This window comes from Kitasatospora phosalacinea (assembly GCF_000716545.1).
GTDB classification, from domain to species: Bacteria; Actinomycetota; Actinomycetes; order Streptomycetales; family Streptomycetaceae; genus Kitasatospora; species Kitasatospora phosalacinea.
Window position 1 is genome coordinate 1 of the sequence record NZ_JNWZ01000215.1, and the last position, 244, is coordinate 244.

Sequence of the window (244 nt, forward strand, 5' to 3'; positions counted from 1 at the left end):
ACGGGCCCCAAGAAGGCCACCTCGGCGGCCTCCGGCGACACCCTGGCCTCCCCCATGCAGGGCACCATCGTCAAGGTCGCCGTCGAAGAGGGCCAGACCGTCACCGAAGGCGAACTGATCGTCGTCCTCGAAGCCATGAAGATGGAACAACCCCTCAACGCCCACAAGACCGGCACCATCGTCGGCCTCACCGCCGAAATCGGCGCCTCCGTCTCCAGCGGCGCCCCCCTCTGCGAGATCAAGG

At 67.2% G+C, this 244-nt stretch carries 1 protein-coding gene; it reads left to right on the forward strand.

What is annotated here, in order from left to right; all coding sequences use genetic code 11:
* A partial coding sequence (locus OO48_RS34210; RefSeq protein WP_033223650.1) for an acyl-CoA carboxylase biotin carboxyl carrier protein subunit occupies positions 1–244 on the forward strand: 244 nt, incomplete at both ends.